This window comes from Rhodococcus sp. FW305-130, assembly GCF_058788335.1.
Map to the genome: position 1 here is coordinate 860,528 of NZ_JBYTAP010000001.1, position 17,721 is coordinate 878,248.

The 17,721-nt window shown below is 63.2% G+C and carries 16 protein-coding genes; 13 read left to right on the forward strand and 3 right to left on the reverse strand.

The window, feature by feature from the left end:
• Positions 1–16 precede the first annotated feature (16 nt).
• Positions 17–604, reverse strand: coding sequence for a hypothetical protein (locus AC3WQS_RS04200; RefSeq protein ID WP_492711663.1), 588 nt, complete (start codon positions 602–604; stop codon positions 17–19).
• Between the two features lie 137 nt (positions 605–741).
• Here AC3WQS_RS04200 and AC3WQS_RS04205 point away from each other — a divergent pair, with 137 nt between their 5' ends.
• On the forward strand, positions 742–3,246 hold the full coding sequence (locus AC3WQS_RS04205; protein WP_019744843.1) for an HAD-IC family P-type ATPase: 2,505 nt from the start codon (positions 742–744) through the stop codon (positions 3,244–3,246).
• A 6-nt stretch (positions 3,247–3,252) separates the two neighbouring features.
• Here AC3WQS_RS04205 and AC3WQS_RS04210 read toward each other — a convergent pair whose 3' ends face one another.
• The gene (locus tag AC3WQS_RS04210; RefSeq protein WP_020908721.1) at positions 3,253–4,395 is read right to left on the reverse strand and encodes a GGDEF domain-containing protein; all 1,143 of its coding nucleotides are present in this window, start codon (positions 4,393–4,395) and stop codon (positions 3,253–3,255) included.
• Between the two features lie 180 nt (positions 4,396–4,575).
• On the opposite strand from AC3WQS_RS04210, the gene AC3WQS_RS04215 reads away from it, so the two are divergent.
• The 12 genes from AC3WQS_RS04215 to AC3WQS_RS04270 all read left to right on the forward strand — a co-directional run bounded on the left by AC3WQS_RS04215 (position 4,576) and on the right by AC3WQS_RS04270 (position 16,768).
• Positions 4,576–4,767, forward strand: coding sequence for an antitoxin (locus tag AC3WQS_RS04215; RefSeq protein WP_003940164.1), 192 nt, complete (start codon positions 4,576–4,578; stop codon positions 4,765–4,767).
• 106 nt (positions 4,768–4,873) lie between these two features.
• Positions 4,874–6,517 carry a Na+/H+ antiporter gene (locus AC3WQS_RS04220; RefSeq protein WP_019744841.1) on the forward strand — a complete coding sequence of 548 codons (1,644 nt, stop codon included), beginning with the start codon at positions 4,874–4,876 and terminating at the stop codon, positions 6,515–6,517.
• A gap of 15 nt (positions 6,518–6,532) precedes the next feature.
• Entirely contained in the window at positions 6,533–7,750 is a 1,218-nt protein-coding gene (locus AC3WQS_RS04225) for a lipase family protein (RefSeq protein ID WP_492711660.1), read from the forward strand.
• A gap of 4 nt (positions 7,751–7,754) precedes the next feature.
• Positions 7,755–8,141 carry an MmcQ/YjbR family DNA-binding protein gene (locus AC3WQS_RS04230; protein ID WP_020970430.1) on the forward strand — a complete coding sequence of 129 codons (387 nt, stop codon included), beginning with the start codon at positions 7,755–7,757 and terminating at the stop codon, positions 8,139–8,141.
• Positions 8,138–9,355, forward strand: a complete 1,218-nt coding sequence (locus AC3WQS_RS04235; RefSeq protein ID WP_019744838.1) for a sensor histidine kinase — start codon at positions 8,138–8,140, stop codon at positions 9,353–9,355. Before AC3WQS_RS04230 ends, AC3WQS_RS04235 begins: the two co-directional genes overlap by 4 nt.
• A 51-nt stretch (positions 9,356–9,406) precedes the next feature.
• Complete coding sequence (locus AC3WQS_RS04240; protein WP_020908718.1) at positions 9,407–10,198, forward strand: LytR/AlgR family response regulator transcription factor; 792 nt, start codon at positions 9,407–9,409, stop codon at positions 10,196–10,198.
• Positions 10,195–10,566, forward strand: a complete 372-nt coding sequence (locus AC3WQS_RS04245) for a membrane protein (RefSeq protein ID WP_003939880.1) — start codon at positions 10,195–10,197, stop codon at positions 10,564–10,566. The genes AC3WQS_RS04240 and AC3WQS_RS04245 overlap by 4 nt, the downstream gene beginning before the upstream one ends.
• A gap of 10 nt (positions 10,567–10,576) precedes the next feature.
• The gene (locus tag AC3WQS_RS04250) at positions 10,577–12,328 is read left to right on the forward strand and encodes a sodium/solute symporter (RefSeq protein WP_019744836.1); all 1,752 of its coding nucleotides are present in this window, start codon (positions 10,577–10,579) and stop codon (positions 12,326–12,328) included.
• 162 nt (positions 12,329–12,490) lie between these two features.
• The gene (locus tag AC3WQS_RS04255) at positions 12,491–12,853 is read left to right on the forward strand and encodes a DUF485 domain-containing protein (RefSeq protein ID WP_003939976.1); all 363 of its coding nucleotides are present in this window, start codon (positions 12,491–12,493) and stop codon (positions 12,851–12,853) included.
• Positions 12,850–14,487 (forward strand): monocarboxylic acid transporter, encoded by a 1,638-nt coding sequence (locus AC3WQS_RS04260; protein ID WP_003939876.1) that lies wholly within the window; start codon positions 12,850–12,852, stop codon positions 14,485–14,487. The genes AC3WQS_RS04255 and AC3WQS_RS04260 overlap by 4 nt, the downstream gene beginning before the upstream one ends.
• A gap of 73 nt (positions 14,488–14,560) precedes the next feature.
• A complete protein-coding gene (locus AC3WQS_RS04265) occupies positions 14,561–14,992 on the forward strand; it encodes a type II toxin-antitoxin system Rv0910 family toxin (protein WP_492711658.1) in 432 nt (143 codons plus the stop codon).
• 120 nt (positions 14,993–15,112) lie between these two features.
• Positions 15,113–16,768: a substrate-binding domain-containing protein gene (locus tag AC3WQS_RS04270; protein ID WP_492711657.1), complete on the forward strand. Its 1,656-nt coding sequence runs from the start codon at positions 15,113–15,115 to the stop codon at positions 16,766–16,768.
• Between the two features lies 1 nt (position 16,769).
• On the opposite strand, the gene AC3WQS_RS04275 is transcribed toward AC3WQS_RS04270, so the two are convergent.
• The gene (locus AC3WQS_RS04275; protein ID WP_283308468.1) at positions 16,770–17,675 is read right to left on the reverse strand and encodes an ABC transporter substrate-binding protein; all 906 of its coding nucleotides are present in this window, start codon (positions 17,673–17,675) and stop codon (positions 16,770–16,772) included.
• Positions 17,676–17,721: the final 46 nt, after the last annotated feature.

Sequence of the window (17,721 nt, forward strand, 5' to 3'; positions counted from 1 at the left end):
TCACCCGGGATCTTCCTCAATCCAGTCGGATTCCGAACCAACCCCCACGTTGGTACTGCAGTTGATGCGTCACTTGTTCGCTGGTGAGGTCGGGATCGGGTTGTCGTTTCGGTTCCCATAGTTGTGTGACACTTTCGGATGCGGATGCGATGCCTTCTCCGTCGAGGGTGACAACCTTCTCGTCCATTCCCAGCTGAGGCCATGCAGTTGCGACATCGATCGGCCCGGCAGGCGGTATCGGAGCCAGCAAATACTCACCGCGCACTGAGCCCGAGCGGCTTTCAGCCGTGCGTAACTCCAGCAGCGAGCCTCGCGTTCTTCGCGCGGTGGTCACCGATGATCCGTCCGCGAAACCGAGGCCGAGGAGTAGCGGCGCGCTGAAATGTGTGAACGTGGGACGCCCGTCGTAAGTGCCGAGACTCAGCGAGAGTGCCGGATCTCCGTAGCGGGCATCAATCGCGAACATCATCCCGAACGAGTAAACCCGAATCGCCGACAACCAGACAACCACGTTGTCGGTCCGGTTGAGGTCGAGAGTAATCGGCAGGTCGACGGGCCGTTCGCACCGAAGCGCCTCGTCGAGACCGTTGTAGACGTATTTCATACCGTTCCTCGATGGCCTTCTCTGCTCGTTCCGGCCAGCATCGCAGAACCGCGGCCCACGGGTGTGATCTTCGTGTAGCCGTCATTGCCACACGAGTCCGACCCTGATTAGTTGCTCCGGGTGCGTAATCTTTGACCATGGCTCACGAGCACACCAGTTCAGAAGAGACAGCAGTGGCGGTAGCGCCTGAGCGATTGCCGGACGACGTCGACGTCGCCCGCGGTCTGACCGCCGATCAGGTTGCAGCAAGGATCGCGTCGGGACAAACCAACGATGTACCGGACCGGGCGTCCCGCTCGGTCAAGGACATCATTCGCGGCAACGTCTTCACTCGCATCAACGCGATCCTGACCGTGTTGTTGGTGATCGTGCTCGCGACGGGTTCGATCATTGACGGCATGTTCGGGTTGTTGATCATCGCGAACAGCGGTATCGGCATCATCCAGGAGATCCGCGCCAAGCGCACGCTCGACGCTCTGGCCATCGTGAGTCAGGCCAAGCCCATGGTCAGGCGTGACGGCGTCGCCGTGGCAATGGCGCCCAAAGATGTTGTGCTCGATGACATTATCGAACTCGGATCCGGTGACCAGATAGTCGTCGACGGTGAGGTGGTCAGTTCTGCCGCACTCGAGGTCGACGAATCGCTGCTCACCGGTGAGGCTGATCCGGTTCACAAGGCGAGCGGCCAGCAAGTGCTGTCGGGCAGTTTCGTTGCCGCAGGTAGCGGCGCGTACCGCGCCACCAAGGTCGGTGGAGATGCATACGCGGCCAAGCTGGCCGAAGAGGCGAGCAAGTTCACCCTCGTGCATTCGGAACTGCGCAGCGGTATCGACAAGATCCTGAAATTCATCACCTATCTGATGATTCCGGCGGGAGCGCTGATCATCTTCAATCAGCTCTTCACGATCGGCTTGCCGATCCGACCCGCCCTCAACGGCATGGTGGCAGCGCTGGTTCCGATGGTTCCCGAAGGCCTTGTGCTCATGACGTCCATTGCTTTTGCGGTCGGGGTCATCCGATTGGGCAAGCGCCAGTGTCTCGTTCAGGAGTTGCCGGCGATCGAAGGCTTGGCCCGTGTCGACGTGGTGTGCGCGGACAAGACCGGAACGCTGACCGAGAACGGCATGCGTCTGTCCGAGGTCGATGTCGCACCGGGTGGATCAGGGGAGTCTGCAGTCAAGTCCGCGTTGAGCGCGATGGCCGCGTCCGACCCTCGCCCCAACGCGAGCGTTCTGGCGATTCGCGAGTCTCTCTCCGACGATTCCGGTTGGGGCGAAGCCACCGCGCTCGCGCCGTTCTCCTCGGCGAAGAAGTGGAGTGGCCAGTCGTACGGCAGTCACGGCAACTGGGTGCTCGGCGCCCCGGACGTGCTGCTCGATCCCGACTCGGAGATGGCCCGCAAGGCAGAAGAAGTGGGTTCGAGCGGGCTTCGTGTCCTCATGCTCGGCAGCAGCAACCTTCCCGTCGACGACGCCGACGCGCCGGGCACAGTCACCCCTGAGGCTCTGGTCGTACTCGAGCAGAAGGTGCGTCCGGACGCGCAGGAGACGTTGGAGTACTTCGCCAGCCAGAAGGTCGCGGTCAAGGTCATTTCCGGCGACAACGCGGTTTCCGTCGGTGCCGTTGCCGGTTCCCTCGGGCTCGAGGGTGGTGACCGTCCCATCGACGCGCGGGATCTTCCCAGCGATCAGGAAAAGCTGGCGGACACTCTCGACGGAGCAACGACGTTCGGTCGAGTACGACCGGATCAGAAGCGGGAAATGGTCGCTGCCTTGCAGTCTCGCGGACATACCGTCGCGATGACCGGTGACGGCGTCAACGACGTGCTCGCCCTCAAGGACGCCGACATCGGAGTCTCGATGGGTTCGGGCAGCCCGGCTACCCGAGCCGTGGCCCAGATCGTGCTGCTGGACAACAAGTTCGCGACGCTCCCGTACGTCGTCGCGGAAGGCCGCCGAGTGATCGGCAACATCGAGCGTGTGTCGAATCTGTTCCTGACCAAGACCGTCTACTCGGTGGTGCTTGCGTTCCTGATCGGCATCACCGGCGTCCTGTCCCAGGTCTTCGACTTCGAACCGCTGCCGTACCCGTTCCTGCCCCGCCACGTCACGATCGCGGCGTGGTTCACGATCGGTATCCCGGCCTTCATCTTGTCTCTCGCCCCCAACAACGAGCGCGCCCGAACCGGTTTCGTCTCCCGCGTGATGCGTCTGGCGTTGCCGTCGGGCCTGATCATCGGCATCACCACGTTCATCTCCTACGTGTTGGCTTACCAAGGCCCCGACCAGACGGAGACCCAGAAGATCCAGGCCGGAACCAGTGCACTCATCACGTTGATCATGATCGCCGTGTGGGTCCTGGCCGTCGTTGCTCGGCCGTACGTGTGGTGGAAGCTCGTTCTGATCGGCGGTTCGGTTGCCGGGTACCTCATCCTGTTCGCGCTGCCGTTCACTCGTGAGTTCTTCAAGCTTGATCCGAGCAACGTCGCTGCGACGACGCTCGCGATCACCCTCGGCGCTATCGGCGTTGTGCTCGTGGAACTCTCGTGGTGGATCAGCGCACGCCTGCACGGGGAGAAGCGGAAGATTTTCGCGACGCCCGACGACCTGCCCGGCGAGCATCACCACGCCCACAGTGAGTAAGTAGTTTCAGCGCCTGAACATCTGCACCCAGGCAATGCGATCGCCGCCGCGCTTCTTGGCCCGGTACATCGCATTGTCTGCGTGCTCGATCAGTTCGTTGACAGCCCGATCCGGTAAGTCCGTCTCGGGACAGAGGTAGACGCTGACGCCGGTACTGGCGGATACGGGATAGGGATCGGAGTCGGACGAGACCGCCGAATGTATCTCGGTGGCGACCTGTTCGATATCTCCTCGATCGACTCCGCGCAGGACGACGAACTCGTCGCCGCCGATTCGCGCCACCACTGCCTCGGGCCCGGCGGCAGCGATGAGGCGGTCGGCGACAGCGGTCAACGCGTCGTCACCTGCTACGTGACCGTGCGTGTCGTTGAGGATTTTGAACGAGTCGACGTCGATGAGCAGTGCGATCAGAGCCTGCGTTCGATCACTGCGCAGCAGATGCTGTGCCTCGTCCTGGAGTCCGCGGCGATTGAGTGTCGCGGTGAGGTAGTCCCGGTGAGCGTTTCGTGCGTCGTCGGTCAGGCGCAGCCAGACGATCTGCAGAATCCACGCGGTGGAGAAAACCACACCGGCAACCATCAGATAGAGATTCACGACCACCCAGTCGTCGTTGACCGGCTCGGACATCGCCATGGCAGCGAGCGTCGTGCAGACAGCAAGAGCCCAGCCGATGTGGGTCACGGCAACACGCGGACTGTGAACTATCGCCGCGTAGAAGCCGATCATGATGAACAGGACGCAACCCAGCGTTCCGACGAACGCTGTGCGAACCGCGAAGAAGAGCGTGACGGCGAGCCAGAGGTCGGCCCAGACGACAAAGGCCACGGATTGGCGCCAGGTGGGCCACGATTCGTTTCGCACCCAACGGCAACCGGCATAGACCCCGCTGATGGTCCCGACTGCGAGGATGGACCGTGCAAGGGCGGAATCGGAACCGAAGCGGCTCAACTGCATGGTCGCCGCGATCAGCGCGAAGAGAAAACACCACACCGCGACTAATTTGCGTCCGGGAACGGTCAGCCCGCGAGTGTCGAGGAATCGGGGGAGCCAGGTGTAATCGGTGCGATCCGACCACCACCGGGACAGCAGTTCACGCGTGGGGTGGGGGTCGCTCCCCGTCCCGCGCAGTCCTGCATTCAATCCGGGCACCTGTCGATGTCGATGGGTGATCAATCAGCTATTGGCGGGTTAACGCTACCTCGAGTTGCGCGCGGCTCGAACGCACGGACCTGCTTTCTGGCGTAGAGGCCGTCGACCTGTGAGAATCGAAGGGCGCGGAGGAACGATTCCGCCGAAGGATGTGCGTCAGCACCGGGAGAGGACACGGACATGGGTTTCTTGGACAACGTCAAGGGATTGGTCGAAAAGGGCCAGGAGCTCGCAGCGGAGAACTCCGACAAGGTTCACGACGCGATCGACAAGGTGGCCGACATCGCCGACGACAAGACCGGAAACAAGTACGGCGATCAGATCGACAAGGCAGCCGAGGCCGCCAAGAAGGCTGTTCCCGAAAAGCAGTAAAACCGGATTCGGCCATACCGTTGCTCAGGGGCCCGTAACCGAAAAGGTTGCGGGCTTCTGTGCGTCCGCTGGGTGAACTCCCAGGGTCGGCGGGCAGAATGAACGCGTGAACTTCACCTGGATTCTGCTGGTTGTCATTGCCGCCATCGCAGTCACCGGGCTGTCCAATCGACGAAACCTGCAGGCCCCGCTGGTCCTGGTGACCGTGGGCTCGGTCGCCTCCTTCATCCCCGGTATGCCGCGGCCCGAACTGGACCCCCACGTCATTCTCGGTGTGGTCCTGCCGCCGCTTCTCTACTCGGCCGCTCTCAAGTTCTCGGTCGCGACCTTCAAACGCAACCTTGCGCCCATTCTGCGTCTCGGCGTCGGAATGGTGCTGGTGACGGCGTTCGTGGTTGCCTTCTTCGCCGAATGGATGGTTCCTGAGTTCACTATCGGCGCCGCCCTCGTGCTCGGAGCTGTGATCGCGCCGACCGATGCCGTCAGCGCGGTGGCGGTCGGTCAGAAACTCGGGCTCCCGAAGCGAGTCATCGCCATCCTCACGGGCGAAGGGCTCGTCAACGACGCGACCGCGCTGACCCTCTTCACCGTCGCGGTCGCTGCCGTGACCGGAACGCGAATTGCGACGGATTCGCCCCTGTTGTTCTTCGCGTACGAAGTAATCGGCGGCGTTGTCGTCGGCTTGGTGCTCGCGTTTGTCGTCAAGTTCGTTCGCGCCCGCATGTACGACTCTCCACTCGAAACCGGCTTGGGGCTGGTCCTTCCGTTCGCTGCCTACCTGGCCGCTGAAGAACTACACGCGTCCGGTGTTCTGGCCGTCGTGGTTGCTGGTCTGGTGATCGGACACTATTCGACGGACGCGTCGATCATGACCAGGCTGCAGGAGCGCTCGGTGTGGTCGAGCCTGGACACGCTCCTCGAGATGTTCGTCTTCGCGTACATGGGGCTGCAACTGAGCTTCGTGATCGACGATGTTGTCGCCGACGGGCTTCCGGTGCTTCACGTGTTCGCGTACGGTCTGGCAGTCCTGGCCGTGGTCATCGTGATTCGGCCGGTGTGGCTGTTCCTGAGCTACTCCCGTGTGCGATTCGGTGTAACCCTGCGCCGTGATCGCGAGAATCAACTGACGTGGAAACAGAATCTGGTGGTCTCGTGGGCGGGAATGCGCGGTGTCGTCACTCTTGCTGCGGCCGGCGGTATCCCGTTCGCGCTCTCGTCCGGCGAGCCGTTCCCCGGACGCGGCGTCATTCAGGCGATCGCGTTCATCGTCGCGGTCGGGACACTGCTCATCCAGGGATCGACCTTGCCGTTCCTCATTCGTCGTCTCGACGTCGCGGATCCCTATGAACAATTGCGTACCCAGGAACAGATGGAGTTGGCACGCAACATTTCTCGCAAGGCCGGTGAGAAGGCGTTGGCCGACGCGGCCGCGCACCCTCCATCCGGGATCGACGGAAAGGAATTGCAGGCAATCGTCGAGCGCGTACGCCGCTCGATGCAGGCGAGGCTTCAACTCCAAGAGGTCGACGAGGACGCCGATCGCGAGGCCGCCCTGTGGAATGCGGGAGCGCTCTTCGACAAATTCCGGCATCAATCCCTTCGCTCGCAGCGAGTCGCACTGATCGCCGCGCGCGACGACGGAGATCTCGACGACGAGGTATTGCGTACCGTATTGGAAGGACTCGACATCGAAGAGGCCGCAGCCGAGGAACGTGTCAGGCGTCGCCGAGCAGGCAGCGCGGGCAAATAGAGGGGAACACTGCGTATGACGGTTCGGAGTTCGAGGGTTCGCGCAGGCTGGGGAGTCGTGGTGGCGAGCGCGCTCCTCGTGAGCGTCGGCTGCGGATCGGATGCCTCGCCAGATGTCTCTGTCACCGACAACGCAACCACGACGACCCCGCCGGTCGAGAGCAGCGCGCAACGCGGCGTCGTGTTCGACAGTGAACCCTTCACCAGCACAGCCGAAGTGGCGGCGTCCGGAGCGAGCGCGGTGAAAATCCTGTACGGCTCCACCTCCGGTATCGACGGCCGGGAGACCCAGGTATCGGGAACCGTGTTCACACCGCCTGGAACGCCGCCGGAGGGCGGTTGGCCGATCGTCTCCATCGGCCATGGCACGACGGGTATTTCGGACGACTGTGCGCCGTCGACCTCGCCGACCCTCTTCGGCACGATCGGCCTGGTCGCGCCGTTCCTCGACTCGGGATACGTGGTCGCTGTATCCGACTTCGAGGGCCTCGGCACTCCGGACCCGCATCCTTACCTGCAACCGGACACCGCGGCGTTCAACGTCATCGACGCGGTTCGAGCGGCGCGCAACGTCGTTCCGGACACCTCGACTCGGTGGGCAACTCTGGGGCTTTCCCAAGGCGGGCAGGCTTCCTGGGCAGCGGCCGAGGAAGCCGACACCTACGGCGACGGACTGGAATTCGTCGGTGCAGCAAACCTGTCCCCGGCAGCGGACATCTCGCCGATCATCTCGAGTGATTCCGAGGTGAATCTGTCACTGCCTCAGCAACTGCTGCTGCCCTATGTACTCGAAGGGCTGTCCCTCACCCATCCGGAGCTCGAACGAACCGACTACGTGCGCGGCGCATTCGAGCAGAACTACGACCTGCTCACCTCGTGCCTGACCTCTCGCGCGACGGAGAAGTTGGGTCTTGTCGGAAAGGTGACGCCCGCCGACACCCGGCCAGCTACCGCCGAGGACGCGGACCGAATTCACGCGTGGCTCAGCGACGTTGCTCTCCCACGCCAACGCGCGAGCGGTCCGATGTACGTAGTCGTCGGTACCAATGACAACCTCATCCGTCCGGAATGGACCGAGGCGGCCGTCGAACGTGCCTGCGCCGAGGGTGACGTCATCGAATTCCAGGCGCGACCGGGCGAAGGTCACGCGGACGGCGCCGCTGTGCCGGGAGCTGTTGCGTGGGTGAAGGATCGATTTGCAGGTGTTCCGGTACCGAATACCTGCGGGTCGTGAATCGATGACGGCGTCGGCACGAATCCGCGCACTTGCACTGGCATTGCCAGAGGCAACCGAGCGGGTCAGCCACGGTGAATCGTCGTGGTTCGTGCGCAAAGCGCCGCAGTTCGTCACCATGGCAGATCACCACCACGACGATCGCCTCGCGATCTGGGCCGCGGCCCCACCTGGGGCGCAGGCAGATTGGGTCAGTCGCGATCCGACGAGGTTCTTCGTCCCCCCGTACGTGGGTGGCCGGGGATGGATCGGTGTGTACCTCGACGTTCCGAGTGCCGACGAGACCGAGGACGAGAAATTCTGGAACGACGTAGCCGACGTCGTCGAAGATGCGTACCGCACGGTGGCTCCGAAAACACTGATCCGGAAACTGGACGAGGATTCGCGTTGAGTCCGGCCGTGGTCGCGCTTCTCAGCGTGCTGATTCTCGCAGTGGCCGGGGCACTGACAGCGGTGTGGATGCGCACCAGACGTGAGGTGACCACCCCGACCGAGCGTGCCGTCCATGCCGCGCTCCATACGGCTTCACTTGCCGCGCGGCCACTTCGGCGTGGACTCGACAAGAATTCGGCCGCCGAGGCGGCGCCTCACCTACGCGAGCTGACCGGCGGTTCCGGTCTGGGCCTCGCAGACGCGTCGGGAAATCTGCTGGCGTGGGACGGCCGTCACGAAGCGTTGTCCGATCAATTCCACGACGCCGCCATTCGCGCGATCGAAGGCGAACGCCGGGTGCTCGTCACCCACTCGGACCTGGTGCGCGGACCGAGCGATCACCATGTGCGAGCGCTGATCGCTCAGCCCCTGCTGATCGAGGACATCGGCGTGGTCGGCGTGCTGGGAATCGTCACCAGCGAAGACCCGTGGCCGGGAATGCTCGGAGCGGTCACCGAGGTGGCTCGATACGCCTGCAGCCAGATCGAACTCGCCGACCTCGACGCGTCCAGAGCCCTGTTGGATCGAGCCGAAGTGCGTGCCCTCCGCGCGCAGATCAGTCCCCACTTCATCTACAACGCGCTCAACACGGTCGCGTCGTTCGTTCGAACCGACCCGGCGCGGGCCCGAGAACTGATCCTGGAGTTCGCGGACTTCACCCGGTATTCGTTCCGATCTGCGGGTGAGTTCACCCTGCTTGCCGACGAGCTGCGCAATATCGATCGTTACCTGACCCTCGAACGCGCGCGATTCGGGGAGGCGCTGAACGTCCGCCTTCAGATCGCACCCGAAGTGCTCAACGTGGTTCTTCCCTTCCTGGCTCTCCAGCCGCTGGTCGAGAACGCGGTTCGTCACGGCATTTCGAGTAAGCCGGAGGGCGGGACCGTGAGCATCGTGGCCGCGGACGAGGGACCTGACTGCATCATCAGCGTCGAGGACGACGGTGTGGGGATGGACCCTGAACTACTGCGTTCCGGCTCACTTGACGCCATCGAGTCGGGATCGGGACGACCCAGCGCACGCGAAGCTGCTCACGTCGGTTTGGCCAACGTCGACGACAGACTTCGTGCCGCGTTCGGCAACGACTATGGACTCGTGGTGGAGACAGCGCCGGGTGCCGGTACGAAGGTCAGCATGCGTGTTCCCAAGTTCAAGCAGGGTATTCACGTCTGATTCTCGCCTTCGATGATCAGGCTGAAACCGTCGTGGGAACATGGACCTGTTGTGAACGAGACTGACACTGATGCCCAGCTGACCGTCCTTGCCGTCGACGACGAGAAACCAGCCCTCGACGAGCTGGCCTTCTTGCTGCGCGCCGAGGACTCGGTGGCGCACGTTCACACGGCATCGGATGCGACGACTGCGTTGCGGATACTGCGCAGTGGAAGCATCGACGCGGTATTTCTCGACATCAACATGCCCGGACTCGACGGTCTCGAACTGGCCGGCATCCTCTCCAATTTCGCGACGCCACCACCCGTGGTGTTCGTGACAGCGCACGACGATCGAGCGGTTGATGCATTCGACCTCGGTGCCGTCGACTACCTACTCAAACCGCTCCGAGAGGAGCGTCTCGCTCAGGCCGTTCAACGGATCGTGGGGTTGGCCGGGCGCACCAAGAGCGAGAACAAGCCCGAAGCTGCGTCCACCGACGAGGTGATCCCGGTGGAACTGGGCGGCGTTACGACGCTCGTTCAACGCTCCTCGGTGGAGTGGGTGGAAGCCGACGGGGACTACGCGCGTTTGCACACCGCCGGGAAGTCGCACCTGGTACGCATCCCGATCTCGACACTCGAATCACGCTGGGCCGACGCAGGCTTCTTGCGCGTGCACCGCTCCTACCTGGTGTCTTTGGCGCTGGTCACCGGCATCCGCACAGTAGGCAGCGGATTGGTGGTCTGTCTGCGCCCGCACGGAGACAAGCCTCCCGTCGAACTTCCGGTCAGCCGCAGACACACCCGTGAACTCAAGGATCGACTGGTTCGTGCGCCCAAGCAGAGCTGGTTGTCACGGTGACGTCGCAGTCCGATCCTCCGCAGCGTGAGCGCGTTGTGTTGGCGCAACGTAGTGGCGCACGGATCGTCCGTACGCGGGTGGAGGTGCAGGAACAGACCGAAGTCGGCGACGCCATGATCCGCGGTCTCGTTCGCGCGCAGTTGGGGCTGGCGATTCGCCTTGCCGTCGTCGCAGCCGGGCTCCTGTGTGCAGTACCGCTTCTGACGCATCTCTTCCCGACACTGTCGGAGGTCGCAGTCCTGGGCATCCGGTTGCCGTGGCTCGTGATGGGCGGCGCCGTGTATCCCTTGCTGTTGACCACAGGCTGGGTGTTCGTGCGTCGTGCGGAGCGAAACGAGCAGGACTTCAACGACATCGTGGACGACTGAGCGCGGCGCTGTGGGAGGACAACCTATCCCGGTGCTGACGGTGCTCGGCATCGTTGCGGCGGCCGTGGCAACCGTGGCTATCGGAATCTACGGCGTTCGGCTCGCTCGTACCACCTCGGACTTTCTCGTCGCGTCCAGAACCGTCAGCGCGCGGTGGAATGCGACAGCCATCTCCGGTGAGTACCTCTCCGCTGCTTCGTTTCTCGGCGTGGCCGGGCTGGTCGCGAAATACGGCGCCGACGCCCTCTGGTATCCCATCGGATTCACCGCCGGATACCTCGCCCTGCTGCTGTTCGTCGCAGCACCGCTTCGGCGTTCCGGTGCATACACCGTCCCCGATTTCGCCGAATTCCGTCTCGGCTCACCGCGATTGCGCAAGCTCGCAATGCTCGTCGTCGCGATGGTGTGCATCCTGTATCTGATTCCACAGTTCCAAGGCGCGGGACTGACGCTCAACATTCTGCTCGGGGTTCCCAGCTGGATCGGCGGCGTTGCTGTCGGGGTCATCGTCATCGCCAACGTCGTCGGCGGCGGGATGCGCTCGATCACCTTCGTTCAGGCCTTCCAGTACTGGCTGAAACTGACTGCCGTCGCGATTCCCGCTGTGGCACTGACCTTCTACTTCTTCGGCGATCATCACGACGTAGGCGCGTCGATGCCGCCGACGGTCACCACTGCGACGACCGTCGACATCACCACCGACGTCGTCGTCCAGGTATCGGAGCCGGTGACGGTCAGCGGCGGCACAGTCGACGGGCGAGTGGTCGAAGGAACCGTGACACTGGGCCCGGGGGAGCACACCCTCGGTGAAGGCATGTCCATGGTTCTCGACGCGGGAGCCGCGGTTCCCGTCGTCGCCGGAGCGCCCGCGCAGAACTCGGATTGGATCACCCCGGGTTGGGGTTTCGGCGGGCCGCACCCGATGTATCAGGTGTACTCGCTGATGCTCGCGACCTTCCTCGGAACGCTCGGCCTGCCTCACGTTCTCGTCCGGTTCTACACCAACCCCGACGGCCGGGCCGCTCGTCTGACCTCGCTTGCAGTTGTCGGTCTGGTCAGCGTGTTCTACCTGTTTCCGACCCTCCTCGGCGTCTTCGCTCGCCTGTACGTTCCGCAACTTCTGATCACGGGCACCTCCGACGCCGCGGTGTTGCTGCTGCCGGGTTCGGTGTTCTCGGGGTGGGGCGGACAACTGCTGGCAGCCCTCGTCGCGTCAGGTGCCATTGCCGCCTTCTTGTCGACGTCGTCCGGATTGCTCGTCAGCATCGCGGGCGTCGTCAGTACCGATGTTCTCCGCGGACGAGTTCGAGACTTCCGTATTGCAGCGCTCCTGGCCGGGCTCGTTCCGCTCGTGCTGTCGCTGGCGGTGGTGTCGGTCGACCTCTCGAGAACCGTCGGGTTGGTGTTCGCGGTCGCCGCGTCGACGCTCTGCCCACTGCTGGTGTTGGGTATCTGGTGGCGCGGTCTGACTGCCGTCGGCGCGGGGGCGGGGATGGTGGTCGGTGGATGTGTTGCGGGCACTGCCGCCACTGTCGCCGTCCTGGGTGGTTTGTCGGAGGACGTCCTCGGTGGCTGGCCGGCAGCCATTTTCGCGTTCCCGGCCGCGGTGAGCGTGCCGCTGGCGTTCCTCACGATGATCGTCGTGAGCAAGGTGTCGTCGAAGCAGATACCGGCAGATATTGCGCGAATCTTCACGCGGATGCACGCCCCGGAACGGCTCGGAATGGGCTCCGATCGCGAAGACGATCTCCGCCAACCCTGACTTTCACCGCCCGAACCCTCTGCCGTTGGTCGCGCCTGCCTGACCGTTCGGCGCAGCGCGCGACTGCTCACCGTGTGACTGGCGCCACAGCGTCTTCATGTGACTCCGATCTCACTAACGTCTGTGCGTAGTTCACTTCACACGCGAGGCGAGGAGCCGGCAGTGTCCACAGCAGAAATCAGTGAGGGGTCGCCGCAAGAGCGACGTACCCCGGATGCCCAGGCATTCATAGACATGCAAGCGAGTCCCGAATTCCAGGAACTCCGAACGCGTCTGCGCAAGTTCGTTTTCCCCATCACTGCATTCTTCCTGCTCTGGTATGCGGTGTACGTCGTCCTGGCTACCTATGCCCACGACTTCATGGCCACCAAGGTCCTCGGCAACATCAATCTCGGCATCATCCTCGGCCTCGGGCAGTTCGTCACGACCTTCGCCATCACCGCGTGGTACGTGAAGTTCGCCGGTCGTGAGCTCGATCCCCGCTCCGCCGCCATCCGTGAAGAACTGGAAGGTCCCGCACAGTGATCACCACACTCGCCGCGTCCGGAACGGACGTAGGAAACCCCGCCTTCAACATCGCGATCTTCCTCGCGTTTGTCGTCGTGACCATGACGCTGGTCATCCGCGCCAGCCGGACCACCAAGAAGGCGTCCGACTTCTACACCGGCGGTGGGCAGTTCACCGGCCCGCAGAACGGGTTCGCCATCGCCGGCGACTACCTCTCGGCGGCATCGTTCCTCGGTATCGCAGGTGCGATCGCCGTGTACGGCTACGACGGATTCCTGTACTCCATCGGATTCCTTGTCGCCTGGTTGGTTGCGTTGCTTCTGGTCGCCGAATTGCTCAGGAACACCGGCAGATTCACGATGGCCGACGTCCTGAGCTTCAGGCTCAAGCAGCGTCCGGTGCGCATGGCGGCAGCCCTGTCCACCCTGGCCGTTTCCCTCTTCTACCTTCTTGCCCAGATGGCCGGCGCCGGTGGACTTGTCGCCCTGCTCCTCAACATCGACGGCAAGGTAGGACAGTCGATCGTCGTCGCGATCGTGGGTGTGCTGATGATCGTGTACGTCTTGGTCGGCGGCATGAAGGGCACCACCTACGTACAGATGGTCAAGGCAGTTCTGCTGGTTGCCGGAGCCGGAATCATGTTCGTACTCGTTCTGTGGGCAGTACGCGGCAACTTCTCTCAGTTGCTCGCCAATGCGCAGGACATGGTCAACAGTTCCACCACCAAGGGTGTGCAGGGACGAGACATCCTCGGACCCGGTGCCAAGTACGGTCTTTCCGGAATGACGAAGCTCGACTTCATCTCTCTCGGAATCGCTTTGGTGCTCGGCACTGCGGGCCTGCCGCACGTGCTGATGCGCTTTTACACGGTGCCCACTGCCAAGGAAGCTCGTCGCTCGGTGACCTGGGCGATCGCGCTGATCGGTGCCTTCTACCTCTTCACATTGGTTCTCGGCTACGGCGCGGCCAGCATGGTCGGACCGGACAAGATCTTGGCAGCGCCAGGTAAGGAGAACGCGGCCGCTCCGTTGCTCGCCTTCGAGCTCGGTGGCACCATCTTCCTCGGCATCATCTCCGCGGTGGCGTTCGCGACCATCCTCGCCGTCGTTGCCGGTCTCGCGATCACTGCTTCGGCGTCGTTCGCTCACGACATCTACGCCAGTGTCATCAAGCGCGGCAACGCAACCGAGGAGCAGCAGGTTCGAGTTTCTCGAATCACCGTCGTGGTCATCGGACTCGTCTCCATCGTTCTCGGCATCATGGCGATGGGGCAGAACATCGCCTTCCTGGTGGCCCTCGCCTTCGCAGTGGCGGCCTCGGCGAACCTGCCCACCCTGCTGTACTCGCTGTTCTGGAAGAAGTTCAACACCACCGGTGCGCTCTTCAGCATCTACGGCGGTTTGGTCAGCTGCTTGACGCTGATCGTGTTCTCCCCGGCAGTGTCGGGCAAGCCGTCGTCGATGTTCCCGAACTCCGACTTCGCCTGGTTCCCGCTCTCGAACCCCGGCATCGTCTCGATTCCGCTGGCATTCGTCCTCGGCATCGTCGGTACGTACATCGGACGCAACAAGATCGAAGATCCGGCAAAGCAGGCGGAGATGGAAGTTCGCTCCCTCACCGGCGTCGGCGTCGAAAAGGCTGTCAGCCACTAAGAGGGGCAAAGCCCCGTGCGTCTTTCTGGTACCTCTGGTTACGGAAAAGGCGCACGGGGCTTATTGTTCTGCCATGGCAAAGCTCACAGTGAAAATCGACGTTCTGCTTCCTCCTCAAGAAGTGTGGGACAAGGCCTCCGATCTCAGCGGCTACGAAAACTGGCTCGTGGTTCACGACGGATGGCGCAGTGAACTTCCCGAGCAATTGGGTGTCGGCACCGAGATCAGCTCGGTCGTGACGGTGAAAGGCCTGCGCAACCGCGTTCGGTGGACCATCAAGAAGTACGACGTCCCGAAGGCGATCTCGCTCAAGGGAGACGGCAAGGGTGGGGTCAAGCTCGGTCTCGAACTTGACGTGAAGGCAAAGGGCGACGGGTCGGAACTCGCGCTGACAGTCGAGTTGGGCGGCGCGCCCTTGTTCGGCCCGATCGGTTCGAGTGTGGCGCGGGCGCTCAAAGGCGATGTGGAGAAGTCACTGGCCCAGTTTGTCCAGATCTACACCTAGGTTGTAGAGATTTCCACATAGAGCTACTTCACCGCTAACATGAGTTAGGATTCTTTTCGGCGGGATAAACCGGGCATCAGTTGGTTATTGATGCGGGTCCCGCCGGAAAGGATTCGATCAATGTCGTCTCGTCATGGGTACGGCGCACCACCTGCGTCCATGCCTCGATCCGTGCAGGTTCTGATCGGACTCTTGGCGGTAGTTGCAGTCGGTGGAACCGCAGCATTCGCCGTGACGTTCAAAAGCGTCAGCGACAAGGGAGAACTCGGTGCGGGCGCCGCTGCAGCTGCGGCGGCAACCAACTGTGACAACCCGGAAACCGTGACCGTGGCGGCCGATCCGTCGATCGCCTCGGGACTCGAAGCTGTCGCCGCTGCCATCCCCGCCGCGGATCTCGGATGCAGCTCGCTCAGCGTGACGCCGCAAGATCCCGTGCTCACCGTCGCGGCGATCGCCGACGGTGCGGCGCCCGCACTGTGGATCCCTGATTCGAGCGAATGGCTGGACAAGGTTTCGGCGAGCGGGCAGGAGATTCGCCGGATCAGCAACTCGGTCGCGTCCACCCCGGTTGTCGCCGTCTCGGCGCCGGGTACCGAGGCGCCCGGCGCATGGACGGATGTCCTCGGCGCTCCATCGCTGCACATCGGCGATCCCCTGACCAGTGCCGTCTCCAGCGCGCCGATCGTGGCGGCCTTTGCCGAGACCCAGTCGCGGGGCGGGGACCTCACATCCATCTCGGCATCCCTGGTCCCGGTGGCACAAGCGCAGTACAGAAATCTGAAGGAAACCGGTTCGACCGGGCGCATCCAAACCGTGGACGCGTCCGGCGGAACCGCGGTGACTACCGAGCAGACCTTCGAGGCTTATCTCGCCGCACATGCGGACAGTCGACTCACCGCGTCGGTACCGTCGTCCGGTTCGGTCTTCATGGACTACCCGTTGGCAAGTGTGGGTGCAGCCTCGTCGGCTGCGGACGACGCCGGCAAACTGCTGGCGGCAGCGCTGGCATCGGACACCGGGCGCTCCGTACTTGCCGGCCTCGGGTTCCGCGGCGCGGATCAGGCCCCACCGGTAGCCGGTGGAGTGGGAAAGGTTGGCTCGCTGGTGCCGTCCGATCCGTCTGTGGTCACCAAAGCGCTTGCGCGGTACGAGATTCTGTCCAGGCCTTCCCGCGCGCTGGCTGTTGTCGACGTCTCGGGGTCTATGGACTACATGCAGGACGGGGTCACTCGAATGGCCGCGACGGCGCAGGCCGGTGACATCGCGATCCGAATGTTCCCTGCCAACGCACAATTGGGTCTCTGGGCGTTCTCCGTAGACCTCGGTGACGGGACGGACTACCGCGAACTCGAACCTGTCGCCCGTATGGATGCAACTGAAGGTGACACGGATCATCGGAGCAAACTGCTGTCTCGGATCGACAACCTCCCTTCGATCGTCGGCGGCGGAACAGGTTTGTACGACAGCGTTCTCGCCGCGTATCGGTCCATGCAACAGTCCTACGATCCGGCCTCGATCAATTCGGTGATTCTGCTTACCGACGGTGCCAACGACGATCCGTCGGGTATCGCCCTGCAGGAACTTCTCGACACCCTGACTCGCGAGCAGGACCCGACGCGGCCGGTACCGATCATCACCATCGGTGTCACCGATGATGCCGATACCGATGTGCTCGAGCAGATTTCGACTCTCACCGGCGGTAACAGTCACTTCGCTCCGACACCGGCAGACATCCCGAAGGTCTTCGTCGGCGCGATCAGTGGGCGCGCCGGCTGAACTACTCGAGAACGGGTGCGTCGGCGCTGTCGGTGATCCATTCGGTTGCGAGCTTCTCGAGGGTTCCGTCGGCGTAGAGCGCATCGACTGCCGCGGAGACGCACTCGGTCAGCGGACTGTTCTTCTCGAGCACCAAACCGAAGAATTCGGTGACTGCGTTGGGCCGCGGAAACTGACCCACGATGACCGACCCGGGCAGTTCGTTCTCGGTGATGTGGAATCCGGTCGGGATGTCGACGACCAATGCGTCGATCTCGCCCTCGGCCAGCGCAGCTTTCGCGTCGTCCGTGGTCGCGAACTCGCGTGGCGCAGTGGTCGGAACAATCGTGTCGGTGATCGCCGCGAGGCTGGTGGAACCGGTCTGAGCGCCCAAACGGTAGCCGGCCAGATCCGCAAGATTCTTTGCACCGGCGGCCTTGCTTCCGCGTGAGGCGATCACCGACTGCGCCACTGCGTAATACGGCGAGCTGAAGTCGACGTTCGCGCGGCGATCCCCGGAAATCGTGAACTGATTGACGTCGAAGTCGAAATCCTTGGGGCCTGGTTTCAATGCGTCGTTGAAGGCGACAGTGGTGAAGCGAACCTGGTCGGTGTTGTACCCGAGCTTGTCGACGACCGCCCGGGCCACCGCACCCTCGAGGCCTTTGCCGTTCGACGGATCGTTGTCGACGAACCACGGCGCGTACGCCGGTGAGTCAGTGGCGATGGTCAGGACACCGTCTTCGAGGGTGGTCCCGCTCTGGGGTCCGCACTTGTCCACTGCGGTCGTCGATGGAAGTTTGGTGAACGCCTCGGGAACCGTGGTGGTGGTATCTGCTGCCGCAGGTGCCTCCGGCTGCGACGAACACGAGCCCAACAAGATCGAGGAAGCGAAGATCGCGGTCACGGCAACTGCGCGTCGTGTCATAGGCACTAGGCCATCTTGCCTGTTTGTCCGGTCTGGACGTGACGGG

Coding starts and splice junctions, on each gene's coding strand:
- AC3WQS_RS04200 (WP_492711663.1), bottom strand. CDS start 604: ATGAAATACGTCTACAACGGTCTCGACGAGGCGCTTCGGTGCGAACGG.
- AC3WQS_RS04205 (WP_019744843.1), top strand. CDS start 742: ATGGCTCACGAGCACACCAGTTCAGAAGAGACAGCAGTGGCGGTAGCG.
- AC3WQS_RS04215 (WP_003940164.1), top strand. CDS start 4,576: ATGGGTTTCTTGGACAACGTCAAGGGATTGGTCGAAAAGGGCCAGGAG.
- AC3WQS_RS04225 (WP_492711660.1), top strand. CDS start 6,533: ATGACGGTTCGGAGTTCGAGGGTTCGCGCAGGCTGGGGAGTCGTGGTG.
- AC3WQS_RS04230 (WP_020970430.1), top strand. CDS start 7,755: ATGACGGCGTCGGCACGAATCCGCGCACTTGCACTGGCATTGCCAGAG.
- AC3WQS_RS04265 (WP_492711658.1), top strand. CDS start 14,561: ATGGCAAAGCTCACAGTGAAAATCGACGTTCTGCTTCCTCCTCAAGAA.
- AC3WQS_RS04270 (WP_492711657.1), top strand. CDS start 15,113: ATGTCGTCTCGTCATGGGTACGGCGCACCACCTGCGTCCATGCCTCGA.
- AC3WQS_RS04275 (WP_283308468.1), bottom strand. CDS start 17,675: ATGACACGACGCGCAGTTGCCGTGACCGCGATCTTCGCTTCCTCGATC.